Annotated in this window: 4 protein-coding genes; 3 read left to right on the top strand and 1 reads right to left on the bottom strand. The window is 66.3% G+C overall.

Translation table 11 applies throughout. The annotated features are described in order from the left end of the window. The 3 genes from ACFWF3_RS28245 to ACFWF3_RS28235 form a co-directional block, all read left to right on the top strand. Positions 1-466, top strand: a 466-nt coding sequence (locus ACFWF3_RS28245) for an alpha/beta fold hydrolase (protein ID WP_379316499.1), incomplete at its 5' end; no start/stop codon positions are given. A 174-nt stretch (positions 467-640) separates the two neighbouring features. Then, complete coding sequence (locus ACFWF3_RS28240) at positions 641-1,867, top strand: lipase family protein (RefSeq protein WP_379316497.1); 1,227 nt, start codon at positions 641-643, stop codon at positions 1,865-1,867. Positions 1,868-1,960: 93 nt separating this feature from the next. Next, complete coding sequence (locus ACFWF3_RS28235; RefSeq protein WP_378630944.1) at positions 1,961-2,311, top strand: HNH endonuclease; 351 nt, start codon at positions 1,961-1,963, stop codon at positions 2,309-2,311. 136 nt (positions 2,312-2,447) lie between these two features. On the opposite strand, the gene ACFWF3_RS28230 is transcribed toward ACFWF3_RS28235, so the two are convergent. After that, positions 2,448-3,428, bottom strand: a complete 981-nt coding sequence (locus ACFWF3_RS28230) for a zinc-binding dehydrogenase (RefSeq protein WP_379316495.1) — start codon at positions 3,426-3,428, stop codon at positions 2,448-2,450. Between the last annotated feature and the right edge of the window lie 202 nt (positions 3,429-3,630).

The following is a 3,630-nucleotide window of genomic DNA, read 5'->3' as shown; positions in this document are numbered from 1 at the left end:
CCCTGGTGCCGAGGACTTCCTCGTCGCGGGTCCGCCGTGGTGGTTCGGATTCCATGCCGTCCCCGGTCTCGCCGAAACGGTCCTGCTCGGCCACGAGGCGCGGTATATCGAGTGGTTCCTCACCACCGGCACCCGAGGCCGGGGCGTGCGGGAAGATATCCGCGACGCGTTCGTCGATGCCTACACCGGAGATGACGCCCTGCGCTGCGCCTTCTCCTACTACCGCGCACTGCCGACCAGCGCTCACCAGATCGATCACGCCGTGGCGACCGGCCGGCTCGCCGCACCCACCCTGGCGATCGGTGCCCACCCGGTCGGCGACGCGCTGGAGCGTCAGCTGCGCCCCATCGCCACCGACCTCACCGGACACATCATTCCGGATTGCGGTCACATCATCCCGCTGGACCGCCCACACGAACTGCTCAGCCTCATGACACCCTTCCTCGCCGCCGACCAACCCGCCTGAAGACCGAACACCAGATGTCGTGCCGCTGTTCAGGTAGGTGGCATCGTCGGATACTTGCCACGCGACACCCCGTCGACCCGGCCATCCGATCGCGGTTCGGGTGTCAGGTCCTGTCGAATGCACTACTCTCGCGGGAACGCAAAACTAGAACAGGTTCTCGGGGTGGGGTATTCGATGCGGGCAGTGCAGATCGCGACATTGCGGGCGGCGGTTGGCGGTGTGGTCTTCGCGCTCGTAGCGGCGTGCGCGGGTTGGGCTACGGCAGTGCCGCTGCCGGAACAGGATTCGTTCTACGCCCAGCCTGCGGGTCTCGCCGACCTGGCCGATGGGACAGTGCTCGCGTCGCGGGTGATCGAAACGGAGTCGTTCTCGCAGCCGCTGCCGGCGGATGCCTGGCAGGTGCAGTACAAGACGATCGACAATCATGGGGCACCCCGGGCCTACATCGCGACAGTCCTTGTACCGCATCGAGAATGGATTGGCGACGGCCCGCGTCCGCTGCTGTCGTACCAGGTAGCCGAAGACGGCGTCGGCTCGAAATGCGCACCTTCGTATGCGCTGCGTGGTGGGATCGACGGCGTCCCCAGCGGCGCGTACGCCGAGACCGGCATGATTCGCTTTGCACTGCAACAGGGTTGGGCTCTGGTCGTACCGGACTATCAGGGTCCCGACTCCGATTTGTTCGGTGCCGACGGATATGTCCACGGCGTGCTGGACGGTATCCGCGCGGCCAGAGCGTTCGCGCCCGCGGCTGTCGACCCCGCGGCGCCGATCGGCATGTGGGGATACTCCGGCGGTGCACAGGCCACCGCTATCGCCGCGCAAGCGCACACCACCTACGCCCCGGAACTGCGATTGTCCGGTGTGGTGCTGGGCGGGGTCGTCGCGGACCTGGAAGCCACCATGTCCGGCTTCAGCGGTGGAATCGCCGGTGGCGCGGTTGTGGTCGGCCTGGTGGGGTTGGACCGTTCCTATCCCGAAGCTGATGTGGCTCAGTACCTCAACGAATCCGGCCGCAGGATGCTGGCAGCGAGCCGGGCCGATTGCGTGCCCGACGCCGCTCTGGCGTACCCGTTTCTCGATGCGGCGGCGCTGGAAGCTTGGCCTGGGTCGATCACGAACAACGCCGAACTGAGCACGGTGGTGCGGAAAGCCAGCCCCTTGTTCCGCCCGGGCGAACCTGCCGTGCCGGTGCTGCTCCATCACGCTGTCGCTGACGAGTTCGCGCCGATCGGTGCGGCCCGGGCGCTGGCCGGAAAATACTGCGCCGCTGGGATTCCGGTGCAGCTGCTGGAGAATTCCGTCGGCGAGCACGGTACCGAAGCCATGCTGGGAATGCCGACGGCCCTGACCTATCTGGCCGACCGATTCGCCGCGAAGCCGGCGGCAAGCACCTGCTGAGCGACATCAGCCCTCGACGGCCCAGGGGATAGGGGAACAGACCCAGGCCCGGCCTCCGGCCAATTGATCATCGCAACGCGTATCCTGACCGTCGTGCCGACTGGGGGTAGCAAACAGGTCCGCGCCGCACGTAAGCGCAAGAAGCGGATGGCGGCCGTCGCCCACGACCTCACGGACGCGCAGTGGGACGCGCTCAAAACGTCCTGGGGTGGGTGCGCCTACTGCAAATCTCCCGTCACCTCGCTGCAGAAGGACTGCGTGCAGGCCCTCTCGCGCGGTGGCCGCTACACGCTCGGCAACGTCGTGCCCGCGTGTGGGTCGTGCAACGCCAGCAAGTGCAACGCCGAGGTGACCGGCTGGCTGCGCCGCAAGAAGCTCGACGAACGCTCGTTCCTTGTGCGCCACTATGAGATCGCGACCGAGCTCACTACGAGGTTCGCCTAGCCGCGTACATCGGGGTGGGGAATTCTTCAGCAGTCTCGGGCGGATACTTGCTGTTCGGCTGCTATAGCAGCGTTTCCGATTTAGGCAGCCAACAACATAATTGGTCATCGCAGGATGTCCGGAGCAGCAAGCGATCTCACCGACGCTTGGTGACCGATGGAATGAGCACGACTCTGCCGAACACCTCGCCAGCGTCCATTTTCCGGTGCGCCAGCACAGCTTGCTCAAGGGAAAGTATCTCGTGCACAACTGCTTTCAGCTCGCCGCGAACCGCGGCCGCGAATAGTTCGGCGGTTGCTGCTCGCCGGTCGGATATAGGCACGGTATCGGCACTGAAGGTCGCGAACGACGTCGATCGCCGGAACGCCTTGATCATCTCCAGGCCGAAATCCGCGGGCGGCATGCCTGCCATAACACCGACGACCACCATCCGGCCGTTGGGCTCGAGCTTGGTGAGGAACGACGGTAGATCCGCACCGGCGGCGATGTCGATGATGACGTCGTAGCCCGCAGGAGCGTTGTCCGCACCCCGGCCGGCGCGGTCCAGCACGTGTGTCGCGCCGAGATCGCGCAGGCGATCGCCGCGCGCAGGCGAGGAAGTCGTGACCGCGACCGCACCCGCACCGCCACGAGCCGCGAGCTGGACTGCCACCACGCCGATACCGCCCGCCGCGCCACGCACCAGTACCGACTCTCCGCGCGTGAAATGCGCATGGCGCAAAGCGAAGTGGGCCACCATGGCCGAGCTGCCGAGGGTCACCGCGTCGACAGCCGACAGGGCCTCTGGAACGGGAACGAGCGTCTCGGCGGAAGCGACGGCGCGCTCGGCATAGCCGCCGCCCTCACCGGTGAACGCCCACACACGCTGACCGATCCACCCTGTGTCGACGCCCTCGCCGACCGCGGTCACAGTGCCGACGACCTCTTGGCCCAGAATGTGACCTGGCGTGATCCCGAAGGCGGCCAGCGCGCCACTTCGGACAAGAGCGTCGACACCGCCGACGCCGATCGCCTCCGTCGTGATCAACACCTCTCCGGCGGCCGGATTCGGGTGCGGGAGTTCGACCACCGCGAGGACCTCTGGACCTCCGAATGCCTGGACCACTACTGCCTTCATCGGCGTCTCCGTGTTCTGTTCGAGGGGAACTGACCAGTGGGACCGTAACGGACGCCCCCGTCCGTTTAGCTAAAGTGAGAGCGGTGACCACTCGTTTGCCTCACACCCTGCGTTCGGATGCCAGGGACAACCGCGAACGCATTCTCGATGCGGCCCGCGCGGTGTTCGTCAGCGACGGCCTGGATGTGCCGATGCGGGAGAT

The organism is Nocardia sp. NPDC060220 (genome assembly GCF_042727815.1).
Taxonomy (GTDB): Bacteria; Actinomycetota; Actinomycetes; order Mycobacteriales; family Mycobacteriaceae; genus Nocardia.
The sequence above is the reverse complement of the archived record's forward strand: the minus strand, read 5'-3'. Positions and strand labels throughout refer to the sequence as shown.